Here is a 14,897-nt window from a genome sequence, read left to right as displayed (position 1 = left end):
TTTCTCTAGTAGCTCCTAAAGAAAAAATGATCATACTAATGTATATTATCTTTCAAATTTTATCGTAAACCCATCTCCGAACTGTTCGCTAACAGAAAAACTATTAGAAGTTAATTCTAAAAAACCTAAGCTATTTTCATTTACAATAAGTTCATCTGCATCTGCTGGTGCACTTATTGCATATGGATAAGTTCCAGATGGCAAGCCATTATATACTCCATCTATTGTACTATTATTAGTAATAGTTACCTTTTGGGTAGACTCATTAAAATTCCAAACGATGATTCCTTTCTCAAAATCCTGATCCATTCCTATAAATCCCCCGGTGATATTTACTAAATTCCATTCGCCGTTTAGAGCACTCGTTTGACTTTGACTATCATCATCATTACTACAACTTACGAGTATGATTGAAAGCAATAAAATATAAATACGATTCATCTTAATAAATATAATAGTTTGTATATACTACTAGATGACGATCATCTTTACATGTTGCGTTATTAAATGTTAATTCTTATCGATATCCCTTTTTTAATTCTGAAACTATATCCTTTATTCTATCCAAAAGTGTAATAAAATCTGTCTCGGTAGTCATTGGGTTCATAATAGTTGTCCGGAGATAACGCCTTCCTCCTATCATTGTTTGTACAATATAAAATGCCCCTGATTCAATTAAAGTATCGCGTATGGTAGCATTGAGAAGATTGATTTCTTCCAAACCTGCTTTACTACCAATAAATCTAAAATTAATGATATTTGATTGAGGGGTAATCGCCAGATCAAAATCAGTTTGTTCTAAGAGAATGGCAGCAAAGGTTTTAGCCAAACCATAAAGCCTGTCAATATTTTTCTCAAAAATATCTTTTCCATACATTTTTATAACAGAATAGACTTTGACAGACATCATCAATTTTGTGCATTCAAAAGTACGCTTCCCTGAATTATACCACTCTTGAGAATGCTGTGAATCCCATAAATACTGAGCTTTTTGCTGAAAAGTTTTATATGAATTCTCTCCATGCTTAAAAACTAATGCAGTGTTTAGTGCTGGAATCATTAACATCTTATGAAAATCAATAACTACAGAATCGGCACGATTAATACCTTTGACTAAGTATGAATACTGCTTAGAAAATGCAACTCCTCCTCCGTGTGCGCCATCTACGTGAAACCACAAATCATTCTTATCTGCAAAATCTGCTAATGCATTTAAGTCATCATAAGAACCCGTAGCAGTAGATGAAGCACAACCAATAACAGCTATCACACGTATGTCTTTTGCTTTTGCTTTTTGTAAATATGTTTCTAAAAGAGTGGTTTCTATCTGAAAAGAATTATTTACGGGTACTTTTATAATACCTTCACTCCCAAAACCTAATATTCTTGCGGCGCGATCAATGCAATAATGTGCTTCTTCGGATACCATGACTGCTAACTTTTCCTGATGACCATTTTCCCAGACAGCATTCGGCGCTTTTGCTTTTCGGGCAGCCAATAGCGCCGTCAGATTTGCTAATGTCCCGCCAGAGGTCAGAAACCCTGATGCGTGTTCATCATAACCAATATACCCGGCGACAAAATCTGTTACAATCTTTTCTAGCGCGTTTGATGCCATTCCCATTTCATAAACTCCAGTTCCATTACTTAGTAAATCAGATACCAATCCGGATAAAGCTGCTATAAAAGAAGGAACTGCCAGTTGATGCCCCATACATCTGGGATGGTGTACATGAGTAGAATGCGCTATTATATTCTTAAAAAAATCCAGCATTTCAGAATCAGAAGAAGAAAAGTCTTCCTGCCAATATTTAAGTTCATCAGTAGGTGTTTTGTATTTCAGTACTGGTTGCTCTATATCCGATTGAACCTTCTCCAAATGGTCTGCTAATAAATCAATCACCTGATGTCCTAATTTCCTGAAATCAGACGGATCGTATACCTTTTTTAACACCTCATAATTGTCAACTACATCTTTCATATCTGTTACTCTTTAGTTTTTCTAATTCATCAAAGTTAAGCAGCTTTATTAATAATAAAAAATACTTAATTTTGATATATTAATAACAAAAATGCATAAATGAATATACAACAATTAAAAAATATATTGGTTCTGGCAGATAAACTAAACTTCACCCGGGCTGCCGAAGAACTAAATATTGTTCAGCCTGCTCTGAGCAGGCAGATAAAGCAAATAGAGCGTGAAATAGGCGCATTATTGTTTCAGAGAAATAAGCGGAATGTAATACTTACCAAAGCTGGTCAATACTTTGTAAAAGAAGCTGATAAGCTTATTACACAAATAGAAAGAATATCAAAACACACAGCATACATTCACAATGGACAAATTGGTGAAATAAGAATCGGTTTTACTCATTCTATTATGCAAACCATTTTACCCAAAATTCTTAAAACTATGCATCAACAGATGCCCGGTTTGAAAACCATTTTAAAAGAGATGAATAATCATGATCAGTATTGGGCATTACAGCAAGGTGAATTAGATATAAGTTTTGCTACAAATCCTCTGGTTCCCGGTAATTTAAAACACAAAGTACTTCATATTGATAATTTTGTAATCTTATTACCTAAAAAACATCCTGTGAATCAGGAAAACTATCAGAATTTCTCTATTTTTTCTAAAGAAGAATTTATTTTTCCCTCTAGAACTGATGGTCCCAACTATGTACAGATTGTAGAATCAATATGCACAGATGCTGGTTTTAAACCAAAAGTAGTTCATGAAACAGATTCTGCCAGCACAAGTTTTAGATTGGTAGAAGCTGGTATTGGTATTTCTCTGGAACCAATTTCTTCTCTTCGGGATCATGAATTTCCGATAAAAAGTATAGAATTAAAAAATATCAAACAAAAAGCAAAACTTACCATGATGTGGGATCAGGAACGAGAGAAAGAATACCCTGCTCTTTTTGAGTTATTAAAAAACTGGAAGGGTCATTGACGACGTTTTAGACCTATAACAAAAATCAGCCAGTATAATTATCATCCCAATCCTTTACTTTGGGATTTCCTAATTTCCCAACAGATTTGGCAACAATCATAGAAACAGTAGCATCTCCTGTTACATTAATAGTAGTACGCAACATATCTAATGGTCTATCTACAGCAAATATCAATGCTAATCCAATAGGTAGTTTATCAGACGGAAAACCAATAGCTTCTAAAACAATTACTAACATCACCATCCCGGCACCGGGAACGGCTGCAGAACCAATTGAAGCCAGTAATGCAGTTAATACAATAGTGAGCTGATTACTAAAAGTTAATCCTTCCGGCCATAATACCTGCATAATAAAAACAGAAGCTACGGCCTGATATAGACTAGTCCCATCCATATTAATAGTAGCTCCTACTGGTAATACAAAACTAGAAACTTCTTTATCTACACCAATATGTTCTTCTACTCTTTCCATAGTAACGGGAAGTGTTGCTGCACTAGAACTTGTAGAAAAGGCCAATAACTGGGCCGGGCTGATTTGTTTTAAAAACCATAATGGAGATTTTTTTGTAATGACAGACACCAAAACACAGTAAAACAAAATCATTAAAGCTAATCCAAAGACTACGACACCAGCATATCGCAATAACGCTAGCAAGATATCAGGATCGTCTGAAGTAACTACTACATTTGCTAACAAGGCAAATACGGCATAGGGAGCTGTAAGCATGATGAGATCGACCATTTTAAGTACAACCTCATTGAGGCTATCAAAGAATTTTTTTAATGGCTCAGATTGTTCTTCCTTGATCAAAAGCATACAAATCCCTAGAAATATCGCAAAGAATATTACCTGAAGCATCAGCTTATTATTACTCATAGCAGCCATTGCGTTTTGTGGTACCATATCCACTACAAATTGTAACGGTCCACTTTCTTTTTGTCTGCCTGCTTCTGCAATACGCTCTGAAATTTTAGCACTGCTCGCATATTCTGTTGTTAATTTTTCAATCGTTTCTGATGTAATACCATTACCTGGTTTTATTAGATTAACTAGTACTAATCCGATGGTAATCGCAATAACGGTTGTCAAAATATAAATAATAATAGTGCGACCGCCAATGGCTTTAAATTTCGAAATATCTTTTAGATCAGAAATCCCTTTAATTAATGAAGCTAAAATCAAGGGAACAGCTATTAATTTCAGAAGGTTTACAAAAATAGTTCCCAAGGGTGCTATCCAATCTCCTGTAAATCCTTTTCCCCAGGAAAATTGTGTCATTAAAAATCCGAATATGATCCCAGTGATCATTCCGATCATAATTTGCCAATGTAATGCAAGCTTCTTCATGTGAATTATGTAGTTTTTGGATACAAAAAATCGAAGGTATAAATTAAATATAAAAAAACGGTAACCTTACTAAGATTACCGTTATATTAACTATATTTCTATAGTTTACTTCTTTATTGTACGGTTCATAAGCCAATAATCAACGATGACTAGCGCTGCCATTGCTTCTACAATGGGCACTGCTCTGGGCACTACACATGGGTCGTGACGTCCTTTACCTTGCATATTTACCATAGTACCTTCCTTATTGATAGTTTCCTGATCTTGCATGATCGTCGCTACAGGTTTAAACGCTACATTAAAATAGATATCCATCCCGTTAGAAATTCCTCCCTGGATACCTCCAGAAAGGTTTGTTTTTGTCGTTCCATCTGGATTAAAAAGGTCGTTATGCTGACTCCCTTTTAATGCTGCTCCCTCAAAACCACTACCATATTCGAATCCTTTTACGGCATTGATTGATAGCATAGCTTTGCCTAATTCTGCATGTAATTTATCAAAAACTGGTTCGCCTAAACCAACAGGCACCCCAGAAATAGCACAACTTACGATGCCTCCTACCGTATCTCCTTCTTTTCGTATCTGCTTAATATACTGTTCCATTTCTGCAGCTTTTTCGGTATCCGGGCAACGTACGATATTACTTTCGGTTAACGAAAAATCTAATTCTGTATGCGGTGTATCCAGTTTTATTGCTCCTACTCCACTTACATAGGCATTAAAAGAGATTCCAGAAAGCACCTGTTTTGCAATCGCCCCAGCTACCACTCTACTCGCAGTTTCTCGAGCTGATGAGCGTCCGCCACCTCTATAATCTCGTATTCCATATTTTTGATCATAGGTATAATCTGCGTGTGATGGTCTGTAGGAATCTTTTATATGAGAATAATCTTTAGATTTTTGGTTCGCATTTTTAATAACAAAACCGATGGGAGTTCCTGTAGTCACTTCTTCAAAAATTCCTGAATAAAATTCTACAGTATCCGGTTCTTTACGCTGGGTAACAATGGCAGACTGCCCTGGTTTGCGGCGATCCAATTCTGCTTGTATCGCTTCTAAATCTAATTTTACTCCAGAAGGACATCCATCAATGATCCCGCCTATTGCAACTCCATGAGATTCTCCAAAAGTGGTTACCTTAAATAGGTTTCCAAATGTATTTCCTGCCATTAAAAAAATTTTTAACAAATGTACTTGTTAATCTTCAAAAAGGGAGTAGTAATTTCATAGAAAAACGAATGTTTCTGTTTAAAAAAAACAATCTATCCTGGATTTAGACGCTATTTTTTGAATAAATATAAAAATTGCTGTTTTTTCTGTAATAACCTCAAAAGTATGCGTGAGGGATAGTAACGGTTACCCCACAGCCCGACATCAGGAGGTGCGAGGCGTAAAAGTGGATAGCCCGACCCTTGTGGTCACGCCCAAATTAGAAAAAACAATGCTTATAAATATCTTTTTATACAAGCATCAGACAATAGTACTGTTAACTGAATTTAATTATTTTTGATTCAGTCGATAAAGAAAATTAAGAGGTCGCAGCACTATTGACGTGTTTTATTTTGAAATATGGGACAAAAAGAAATAATTTTAGTAGATGAAGTGATTTAAACTTTTTTCAATTCGCTATAAAAATGTCTTTTTTCACTCAATTCTTGTCTTTTTCTTACTTCGTAACGCTGCTGTGAAGTACAAAAAACACTTCAATTGATTAAAAAAATACTATTTTTCGCCTGAATCAAAAAAGTGTAAACCACTTCGATAATATCATTTGAGGGCGGTAGTATTCGTAATTTTAAAATTCCGTAATTTTCGGGCAAATAAATAACATATTTATGAAAGTCTGCATTGCCGAAAAACCAAGTGTTGCTAGAGAAATAGCTGCTGTTCTGGGAGCAAATATCAAACATGATGGATATTATGAAGGTAATGGATATGCAGTAACTTATACCTTTGGGCATCTATGCACATTATATGAACCAACAGACTATAAACCTTATTGGAAAAGCTGGGATCTTAATAATCTACCGATGCTTCCTGATAAGTTTAAGACAAAAGTGGTTGATAATCCTGGAATCCAGAAACAATTCAATATCATAAAATCTTTATTTGATAAAGCCAGTCTGGTTATCAACTGCGGGGATGCAGGGCAAGAAGGAGAATTGATCCAGCGATGGGTAATCCATCAGGCAGCATATACCGGAGAAATACAGCGTTTATGGATTTCGTCCCTAACAACAGAGGCTATAAAAGAAGGTTTTAAAAACCTAAAATCTTCTAAACAATATGATAATCTATATTATGCTGGGTTCTCCAGAGCAATTGGTGATTGGCTGCTGGGAATTAATGCGACTCGATTATATACTGTAAAACATGGAGGATATAAACAGGTATTATCGATAGGCAGAGTGCAAACTCCGAGTTTGGCTATGGTTGTAAACAGGTATAAGGAAATTCAGAATTTCAGACCTCAACCTTATTGGGAGTTACAGACATTATATAGAGATACAACCTTCAGTTATGAAGAAGGACGTTTCTTAAAAAAAGAAGAAGGAGCGCTATTGGCAAACAAGGTAAAAGAAAGTGATTTTGAAATTATCTCTATTACCAAAAAAGAAGGTAAAGAATACGCTCCAAAACTATTTGATCTTACAGGGCTGCAGGTTTATTGCAATACAAAATTTGGATTTTCTGCTGATGAGACTTTAAAAATTGTTCAGAAATTATATGAACAGAAGATTGTAACCTATCCTAGAGTAGATACTACGTTTTTGCCAAACGATGTATATCCCAAAGTTCCCAGGATTTTACAAAAATTAGTAGATTATCATAGTTTGACCAAGCCTTTATTAGATAAAAAGATTAAAAAATCTGCTAAGGTATTTAATGACAAAAAGGTTACGGATCACCATGCTATTATTCCTACTGGCGAACACATGAATTTACAATATAATCAGAAACAGGTATATGATATTATTGCAAAACGTTTTATCGCCGTATTCTATGATGATTGTAAGGTAGCCAATACGACCGTTATTGGTAAAGCAGCCGACGTTTCGTTTAAAACTACAGGAAAAGTCATTCTGCATAAAGGATGGCGTGTCGTTTTTGAAACTCCCAATCTCCCTGAAAAAAAAGAAACAGGAGTGCTTCCTAATTTTATAAAAGGAGAAAAAGGACCTCATGAGCCTTCTTTTCTTGAAAAAGAAACCAAACCTCCTAAGCAGTTTACTGAAGCTACTTTGCTAAGAGCCATGGAAACTGCCGGAAAACAGGTTGACGATGATGAAATGCGGGAATTGATGAAAGAAAATGGTATAGGAAGACCTTCTACCCGTGCTAATATTATAGAAACTCTTTTTAAACGTACTTATATAGAACGTAATAAAAAACAAATCCTTCCTACGGCTACAGGTATTCAATTAATAGATACTATCCAGAATAAGCTATTAACCTCTGCAGAATTAACAGGAAGATGGGAAAAGCAATTAAAGGAGATTGAAAAAGGTACGCATCACGCAGGAACTTTTATAAAAAGCATGAAACAAATGGTAGATCATCTGGTGTATGAGGTAAGGACCGAAAAAGTACGCGCCAATATATCACATGCAATTCCCAAGGAATCTAAAAAAACATCCAAAAAACCGAATGATGGTATTACTGCGCTCAAATGTCCTAAATGCCAAAAAGCAACAATCTTAAAAGGAAAAACTGCTTATGGCTGTAAAGCATTCAAAAAAGGATGTGATTTTCAGCTTCCGTTTTATTTTATGGATAAAAAAATATCAGAGAAACAATATATACGGCTACTCAAAAAAGGATGCACGGTCAATCTTAAAGGTTTTAAAACTGAAATAGGTATAACAGAAGGTTTAGTGCGTCTTGATGCTAGTTATCAGCTCATCTTAGAAGAAAAGAAGGATCTCACAAAAACAAAACCTTCTCGTGTTTCTGATAAGATGTCTTGTCCTCAATGCGACACCGGACATATCTTAAAAGGAAAAACGGCATATGGATGTAGCGAATTTAAAAATGGATGTGATTTTAGATTTTCTTTTGAAACCGTCAGAAATAAAGCTGCTGGAAAAACTTTATCCAAAGCACTCGTATACTCTATTTTAAAAGGAATTACTTAGAATTATTTTACCACATTCAACCTTTGAAGTTAATCCTTTATCGCTGCTGCTTTGATTGTATCTGTCCACTTATTACGCAAATCATAAAAACTAAAGTCTAAAGCTGTTTTCTGTTCTTCTAATACATTAGATTGAAAACTTCTCTGCAATATATCTTCTATCCAGTAATCTTCTTCTACGTTAATAGGGTCGTACTCTTCTTTTAATGAAATACTAAAAATCTTTGCTGCTTTATGATACCAAAATGCTTTCCATCCACTTCTATAATCCTTAACCAGTTTAAACATCGTATGCCCTGTCTGTCTATGAATGAGTTTTACCAAAATCTGACCTTCAGTTCTGGTCATCTTTTTGAGTTCTGCCGTAAACTCTTCCTCCATATACTTCTGTAGCATCTTTACATATTTCTTACGAGCCTTTTTTGAATTTATATTTTCTAATCTCTCATTCAGAGAAATCAATCTGTCTGCTGCCAATTTTGCATATGGATATACTTTTCTTGTTTTTCTTCTCAGGATCAAATACTTTCTTCTTGCCAGTCTATCTTTAAACTTCAATCGCCCTAATATGACTACTTCGTCAAGATCGATTGCTTCATGAGGAATTGTATCTCCCTCTATGATATAGTATTGAACATAGCCCGCAGTATCAACCTTAACAGAATCAACCACTTTATCACCATTCTTTTGAGAAAAAATCGATACAGAAAAAATAAACGGTAATATGTACAACAATTGTCTTAGCATAACTAATATTATGATCTTCTAAAATAGTTCCAAAATTAACAATAAACCTTTTGCTAAGTGTGAAATCTATGTGAATATTACTAACTTCGTGAAAAAACAATTATAAATGGCTAAAAAAAGCATATTAAATAAAAAGTCTTTAACTTTTCTTGAGAAATACTTAAACAATCCTGCTCCTACCGGATATGAATGGGAAGGGCAGAAAATATGGATGGATTATCTTAAACCATATGTTGATGAATTCATCACGGATACTTATGGAACGGCAGTAGGTATTATAAACCCAAAAGCAAAATATAAAGTCGTTATTGAGGGGCATGCAGACGAAATATCGTGGTATGTAAACTACATAACCGATAATGGACTCATATATGTCATCAGAAATGGCGGTAGTGATCATCAGATTGCAACCTCTAAACGAGTGAATATACACACCAAAAAAGGAATTGTAAAAGGTGTATTTGGCTGGCCGGCAATTCATACTCGTAAAGGATCAAAAGAACAAGCCCCTACACTGGAGAATATTTGTATTGATGTAGGATGTAATACTAAGGAAGAAGTATTAAAACTAGGTGTTCATGTAGGCTGCGTAATTACCTATCCAGATGAATTTTTTGTCCTTAATAAAGATAAGTTCGTTTGCAGAGCATTAGATAATAGAATGGGTGGTTTTATGATTGCAGAAGTTGCTCGTTTATTAAAAGAAAATAAGGACACTCTTGATTTTGGGTTGTATATCACGAATTCAGTACAAGAAGAGATCGGCTTACGAGGTGCAGAAATGATTACGCATACCATCAAACCAGATGTAGCGATCGTAACAGATGTTTGTCATGATACTACCACGCCTATGATTGAAAAGAAAACGCAGGGAGAAACTAAAATTGGCGATGGTCCTGTTATATCGTACGCTCCTGCTGTACAAAACAGATTGCGTGAACTATTAATTGAAACTGCAGAAAAGAAAAAAATTCCTTTTCAGAGAATGGCATCTAGCAGAATGACAGGAACTGATACTGATGCCTTTGCCTATAGTAATGGAGGTGTAGCTTCTGCACTAATATCGTTACCACTAAGATATATGCATACTACTGTAGAAATGGTACACAGAGATGATGTAGAAAATGTAATTCGTTTGATTTATGAAAGTTTATTGAATATCAAAGCGGGCAATACTTTTAGTTATTTTTGATATTCCTAAATCAACATCTAAAACAAAATCTTAAATTTTTTCTAATACCATTACTAATTTAGAATTACTTACATAAAAAGTGTTTTTTCTTCAGCATTCAAAAAAAGTAAATTTGAATGGGTAATTATAAAATAGAAATAATACGATTTACGAATAAAAATTTCGCATCTAATGACATTCTTTTTCTACTATATTTTCTTCATAAAATGAAACAATAGCTATGGCTATTCTTTAATTTAATTCATCAATCTAGCGAAAAATCCTTGCCATTATTTTTACGAAATTCTCACCCGTAAATCGTATAAAATAAAACCTCATAATCGTGAGGTTTTATTTTATGCTCCTTTTTAAAAGCTTATTATAGAAATCTAAATACTGTCTGTCTTCCAGAAGTATATTTTATGAATAAAGTCAAGGTTCAATTATGGTTTTATTACTATTATAAGGCTTCATCAATAATAGCTTGTACCACCTCTGGATTAAGCAACGTACTTGTATCGCCAAGATTAGAGGTATCTTTTGATGCTATTTTTCTAAGAATACGTCGCATAATTTTACCACTTCTCGTTTTTGGTAAGCCTGGTACAAATTGAATTTTATCCAATTTAGCGATCGGACCAATACGCTCTGTTATTTGTTGATTCACCTCTTTTCCTAAATTATCACGATCCCGGGATTCTCCTACTTCTTTTAAAATTACAAATCCATATAATGCATTTCCTTTTATATCATGAGGAAAACCTACAATAGCTGATTCTGCCACCGCAGGGTGCTCATTAATTGCATCTTCAATCGGTGCCGTTCCCAAATTATGTCCGGAAACTATAATGACATCATCTACTCTACCTGTTATTCTATAATAACCTACCTCATCTCTGAATGCTCCATCACCGGTAAAATAAGTATTCTTAAATGCTGCAAAATAAGTATCGCGGTATCGCTTATGATCTCCCCAAATAGTTCTCGCCATAGAAGGCCAGGGAAATTTAATACACAATCTACCTTCTACCTGGTTCCCTTTTATCTCCTTACCCTGTTCATTCATTAATGCTGGCTGTATCCCTGGCATTGGCAACGTGGCATAGGTAGGTTTTGTTGGTGTAGAAAAGGGTATTGGCGAAATTAAAATCCCTCCGGTTTCTGTCTGCCACCAGGTATCAACAATAGGACATTTTTTTTTCCCTACATGATCATTATACCAGTGCCATGCTTCCTCATTAATAGGTTCTCCTACGGTACCCAACACCTTCAAACTTGATAAATCATACTTTGTAACGTAATCCAAATTTTCTTTTGCCAGAGCTCTAATTGCGGTGGGAGCCGTATAAAACTGAGTTATTTTATGTTTTTGAACTATTTCCCAAAAACGTCCAAAATCCGGATATGAAGGAACACCCTCAAACATGACGGTAGTCGCTCCATTTGCCAAAGGTCCGTATACAATATATGAATGTCCGGTTATCCATCCGATATCAGCTGTACACCAATAGATGTCATCTTCTTTGTATTGAAAAACATTTTTAAAACTATAGGCCGTATATACCATATATCCTGCGGTAGTATGCATCATTCCTTTTGGTTTACCCGTAGACCCGGAAGTATATAATATAAATAGCGGATCTTCTGCATCCATAATCTCGGGGACACATTCTTTATCAGCCTCATTTAGTAATGGTTGAAGCCATTTATCTCTTCCTTCTTTCATTACTACCTCTGTATTGATACGTTTTACAACCAGTGAGGTTTCAATGGTCGGACATTTTTCTAAGGCATCATCTACAATACTTTTCAGGTCAATAGTTTTTGCTCCTCTGAATGATCCGTCTGAAGTAATTATCATAGTTGCCTGGCAATCGTTTATTCTTGTCGCTAATGCCGTAGAAGAAAACCCTGCAAAAATCACAGAATGGATTGCCCCTATTCTTGCACAAGCCAATACAGATATTGCTAACTCCGGAATCATAGGAAGGTAAATACAGACTCTATCTCCTTTTTTTATACCATTTTCTTTTAAAACATTTGCGAATTTGCATACCCGTTCGTGTAATTGTTTATAGGTAATATGTTCTGCAGGCTCATTAGGATTGTTAGGTTCAAATAAAATCGCAGTTTTATCTCCTCGAACGTATAAATGCCTATCAATACAATTCTCTGTTATATTCAGCTTAGCACCTTCAAACCATTTTACTTCTGGTTTTGTAAAATCCCAATCTAATACTGCTTCCCATTTCTTCTTCCATAAAAAATGTTCTTCAGCTACTTCACTCCAGAAAAGTTCTGGATTACGTATAGATTTTCTATAAACCTGAAAATATTCTTCGAGATGCTTTATGTGATAATTACTCATTATGGTTAATCCTATTTTTAGTTGAAAAATTTATAAAGTATAGTGTATCAATTTTTATAGCTAATCATTCGTGTGTAGGTCTTCCCGCATTGCCTGGTATTCTAATGTTTTCTACTATTTCTTGTACTTCTTTGGGTGGTTTTGCTGTGAATTGACAAACTACCAATGATATTATGAAATTAATACTCATTGCAATTGCCCCAAAACCTTCTGGAGAAATACCGAACCACCATTCATTTGAGGAAGGAACTACGTCATCAAACCATCCTAATTTATATTTGACCATATAAAGAAGCATACATATAATTCCTACGATCATTCCCGAGATCGCTCCTTCCTTATTCATCCTTTTATAAAAAATTCCTAGTACAATTGCAGGAAAAAAAGAGGCAGCTGCTAATCCAAAAGCCAGGGCAACTACTGCGGCCACAAATCCTGGCGGATTAATCCCAAAATATCCTGCAACGCACACAGCCGCTACTGCCGATATACGCGCTGCCATCAATTCTCCTTTTTCAGAAATATCAGGCTTGATCATCTTTTTAATTAAATCATGAGATACCGAAGATGAAATCACCAATAACAGTCCGGCTGCTGTAGAAAGCGCAGCTGCTAATCCTCCTGCCGCGACCAGAGCAATTACCCAATTTGGTAAATTCGCTATTTCTGGATTAGCCAATACCATAATATCTCGATCTACAAACAGTTCATTTTCTGAAGCTGGATTTACATTACTAATAATTCGTTCTCCTTTTTGCCCTCTTTTTTCTTTCTCAAAAACAGGTTTATTTTTATTTCCTTGTACTACATGTCCCTTTGCATACTGTACCTTACCATCTCCATTTTTATCAATCCAACCTAACAGACCTGTATGCTCCCAATTTTTAAACCACGAGGGCAGTTCTTGATACTCTTTATTATGTACCGATTCAATAAGGTTTGTCTTTGCAAAAACTGCTACTGCTGGTGCTGTGGTATATAAAATTGCGATTAGTAGCAATGCATACCCTGCTGATTTACGAGCGTCTTTTACTCGTTTTACAGTAAAAAAACGAACAATAACGTGAGGCAATCCTGCTGTTCCTACCATCAAAGCTAAGGTAATTGTAAAAACATCTAACATGGTTTTAGACCCGTCGGTATAAGCATCAAATCCAAGTGCTACACTGAGTCCATCCAATTTATCCAAAAGATACGTTCCAGAGCCATCCGCTACAGTATCACCGAATCCTAACTGCGGAATTGGGTTTCCGGTCATCTGGATAGAAATAAATATTGCGGGAACCATAAAAGCAAAAATCAATACACAATACTGAGCTACCTGCGTATAGGTAATTCCTTTCATACCACCGAGAACAGCATAAAACAGTACGATAATCATTCCTATAAGAACACCTGTATTAATCTCTACTTCTAAGAACCGGGAAAAAACGATGCCTACACCTCTCATTTGACCTGCTACATATGTAAATGAAACCAGAAGCGCACAAAATACTGCTACTGATCTGGCAGTTTTAGAATAATAGCGATCTCCGATAAAATCAGGAACTGTAAATTTTCCAAATTTTCTGAGATATGGAGCTAACAATAAAGCTAGCAATACATAGCCTCCTGTCCATCCCATTAGATAAACTGCTCCGTCATACCCGTCAAAAGCAATAATACCTGCCATAGAAATAAAAGAAGCAGCACTCATCCAATCAGCAGCAGTTGCCATCCCGTTTGCTAATGGAGATACTCCACCTCCGGCAACATAGAATTCTTTTGTTGACCCCGCCCTAGACCAGATAGCAATACCAATATATACGGCAAAAGTGATTCCAACTAATAGATATGTCCAAATTTGTACACTCATTCTTGTTATATTAAAATGATTTATTCTCTATCATATCCATATTTCTTATCTAATTTGTTCATCAACCGCACATAGATAAAAATTAAAATTACAAATGTATAGATAGCACCTTGTTGTGCAAACCAAAATCCTAATCGGAAACCTCCTAACCGAATGTGATTTAACCAATCTTTAAACAAAATACCTGCACCATATGAAACTACGAACCAAATTGATAGTAATATAAAAAGGTATTTTATATTTTCTTTCCAGTATGCATTCGCTATTTTTTGCTTTTCTGTCATTTTGTTGATTTTATAATGCTATCTATT

Annotated in this window: 11 protein-coding genes; 3 read left to right on the top strand and 8 right to left on the bottom strand. The window is 35.2% G+C overall.

Features of this window, described 5'->3' with window-relative positions:
• Positions 1 to 45: 45 nt before the first annotated feature.
• A complete protein-coding gene (locus tag F0000_RS08050; RefSeq protein WP_149624201.1) occupies positions 46 to 441 on the bottom strand; it encodes a hypothetical protein in 396 nt (131 codons plus the stop codon).
• A gap of 76 nt (positions 442 to 517) precedes the next feature.
• Positions 518 to 1,981 carry an aminotransferase class I/II-fold pyridoxal phosphate-dependent enzyme gene (locus F0000_RS08045; RefSeq protein ID WP_149624200.1) on the bottom strand — a complete coding sequence of 488 codons (1,464 nt, stop codon included), beginning with the start codon at positions 1,979 to 1,981 and terminating at the stop codon, positions 518 to 520.
• A gap of 99 nt (positions 1,982 to 2,080) precedes the next feature.
• On the opposite strand from F0000_RS08045, the gene F0000_RS08040 reads away from it, so the two are divergent.
• Positions 2,081 to 2,962, top strand: a complete 882-nt coding sequence (locus F0000_RS08040) for a LysR family transcriptional regulator (RefSeq protein WP_149624199.1) — start codon at positions 2,081 to 2,083, stop codon at positions 2,960 to 2,962.
• 25 nt (positions 2,963 to 2,987) lie between these two features.
• On the opposite strand, the gene F0000_RS08035 is transcribed toward F0000_RS08040, so the two are convergent.
• Positions 2,988 to 4,310 (bottom strand): dicarboxylate/amino acid:cation symporter, encoded by a 1,323-nt coding sequence (locus F0000_RS08035; protein ID WP_149624198.1) that lies wholly within the window; start codon positions 4,308 to 4,310, stop codon positions 2,988 to 2,990.
• 105 nt (positions 4,311 to 4,415) lie between these two features.
• Positions 4,416 to 5,480, bottom strand: a complete 1,065-nt coding sequence (aroC, locus tag F0000_RS08030) for a chorismate synthase (RefSeq protein ID WP_149624197.1) — start codon at positions 5,478 to 5,480, stop codon at positions 4,416 to 4,418.
• Positions 5,481 to 6,145: 665 nt separating this feature from the next.
• On the opposite strand from aroC, the gene F0000_RS08025 reads away from it, so the two are divergent.
• Positions 6,146 to 8,446, top strand: coding sequence for a DNA topoisomerase 3 (locus tag F0000_RS08025; protein ID WP_149624196.1), 2,301 nt, complete (start codon positions 6,146 to 6,148; stop codon positions 8,444 to 8,446).
• Positions 8,447 to 8,475: 29 nt separating this feature from the next.
• On the opposite strand, the gene F0000_RS08020 is transcribed toward F0000_RS08025, so the two are convergent.
• A complete protein-coding gene (locus tag F0000_RS08020) occupies positions 8,476 to 9,192 on the bottom strand; it encodes a DUF4294 domain-containing protein (protein ID WP_149624195.1) in 717 nt (238 codons plus the stop codon).
• A 106-nt stretch (positions 9,193 to 9,298) separates the two neighbouring features.
• Between F0000_RS08020 and F0000_RS08015 the strand changes: the two genes are divergently transcribed.
• Complete coding sequence (locus F0000_RS08015) at positions 9,299 to 10,384, top strand: M42 family metallopeptidase (protein WP_149624194.1); 1,086 nt, start codon at positions 9,299 to 9,301, stop codon at positions 10,382 to 10,384.
• Positions 10,385 to 10,823: 439 nt separating this feature from the next.
• Here F0000_RS08015 and acs read toward each other — a convergent pair whose 3' ends face one another.
• The 3 genes from acs to F0000_RS08000 all read right to left on the bottom strand — a co-directional run bounded on the left by acs (position 10,824) and on the right by F0000_RS08000 (position 14,870).
• The gene (gene acs / locus F0000_RS08010) at positions 10,824 to 12,731 is read right to left on the bottom strand and encodes an acetate--CoA ligase (RefSeq protein ID WP_149624193.1); all 1,908 of its coding nucleotides are present in this window, start codon (positions 12,729 to 12,731) and stop codon (positions 10,824 to 10,826) included.
• 64 nt (positions 12,732 to 12,795) lie between these two features.
• Positions 12,796 to 14,586: a sodium:solute symporter family protein gene (locus F0000_RS08005; protein WP_149624192.1), complete on the bottom strand. Its 1,791-nt coding sequence runs from the start codon at positions 14,584 to 14,586 to the stop codon at positions 12,796 to 12,798.
• Between the two features lie 20 nt (positions 14,587 to 14,606).
• Positions 14,607 to 14,870, bottom strand: a complete 264-nt coding sequence (locus F0000_RS08000; protein WP_149624191.1) for a DUF4212 domain-containing protein — start codon at positions 14,868 to 14,870, stop codon at positions 14,607 to 14,609.
• Positions 14,871 to 14,897 lie beyond the last annotated feature (27 nt).

It is taken from the genome of Aquimarina sp. RZ0 (genome assembly GCF_008370685.1).
Classification (GTDB): domain Bacteria; phylum Bacteroidota; class Bacteroidia; order Flavobacteriales; family Flavobacteriaceae; genus Aquimarina.
Note: the sequence above shows the minus strand (reverse complement) of the source record. Positions and strands in the feature narration are given on the sequence as shown.

Excerpts from the sequence above, each read along its gene's own strand:
- F0000_RS08050 (WP_149624201.1), bottom strand. The coding sequence starts at position 441 with ATGAATCGTATTTATATTTTATTGCTTTCAATCATACTCGTAAGTTGT.
- F0000_RS08045 (WP_149624200.1), bottom strand. The coding sequence starts at position 1,981 with ATGAAAGATGTAGTTGACAATTATGAGGTGTTAAAAAAGGTATACGAT.
- F0000_RS08040 (WP_149624199.1), top strand. The coding sequence starts at position 2,081 with ATGAATATACAACAATTAAAAAATATATTGGTTCTGGCAGATAAACTA.
- F0000_RS08035 (WP_149624198.1), bottom strand. The coding sequence starts at position 4,310 with ATGAAGAAGCTTGCATTACATTGGCAAATTATGATCGGAATGATCACT.
- aroC (WP_149624197.1), bottom strand. The coding sequence starts at position 5,480 with ATGGCAGGAAATACATTTGGAAACCTATTTAAGGTAACCACTTTTGGA.
- F0000_RS08025 (WP_149624196.1), top strand. The coding sequence starts at position 6,146 with ATGAAAGTCTGCATTGCCGAAAAACCAAGTGTTGCTAGAGAAATAGCT.
- F0000_RS08020 (WP_149624195.1), bottom strand. The coding sequence starts at position 9,192 with ATGCTAAGACAATTGTTGTACATATTACCGTTTATTTTTTCTGTATCG.
- F0000_RS08015 (WP_149624194.1), top strand. The coding sequence starts at position 9,299 with ATGGCTAAAAAAAGCATATTAAATAAAAAGTCTTTAACTTTTCTTGAG.
- acs (WP_149624193.1), bottom strand. The coding sequence starts at position 12,731 with ATGAGTAATTATCACATAAAGCATCTCGAAGAATATTTTCAGGTTTAT.
- F0000_RS08005 (WP_149624192.1), bottom strand. The coding sequence starts at position 14,586 with ATGAGTGTACAAATTTGGACATATCTATTAGTTGGAATCACTTTTGCC.
- F0000_RS08000 (WP_149624191.1), bottom strand. The coding sequence starts at position 14,870 with ATGACAGAAAAGCAAAAAATAGCGAATGCATACTGGAAAGAAAATATA.